This is a genomic window from Brevibacterium sp. SIMBA_078, from assembly GCF_046534565.1.
Lineage (GTDB): Bacteria > Actinomycetota > Actinomycetes > Actinomycetales > Brevibacteriaceae > Brevibacterium.
Genome location: NZ_JAWRYQ010000162.1, coordinates 1 through 278 on the forward strand (window position 1 = coordinate 1; position 278 = coordinate 278).

Below are 278 nucleotides of genomic sequence, written 5' to 3' on the forward strand. Positions count from 1 at the left end.
CGAACAGACGTGTTGGTAAGTGAGCGCCTTACTTCCAAAGTATTAGCCACTGATCGCCTGGCTGTCGCAATCAAAAGAGATGACCCTTTGGCTAATTGCGAACATCTATCACTTATTCAGTTAGTAAATAAGTCATTTATTTTCTCAGCTCGTCAAGTAAGTCCAGCATACTTTGATTACCTAATAAGCATTTGCCAAAAAAATAACGTATCACCAAGGCTTATCCATGAGGTACGCTCTGTGACCTCACAAATCGCTTATGTAAGTAGTGGACAGGG

1 protein-coding gene is annotated in these 278 nt (G+C 41.4%); it reads left to right on the forward strand.

Annotated features, from left to right (window positions below; translation table 11 throughout):
- Window positions 1–9: 9 nt before the first annotated feature.
- On the forward strand, window positions 10–278 hold a 269-nt coding region (locus tag SB749_RS19285; protein WP_410711723.1), incomplete at its 3' end, for a LysR substrate-binding domain-containing protein.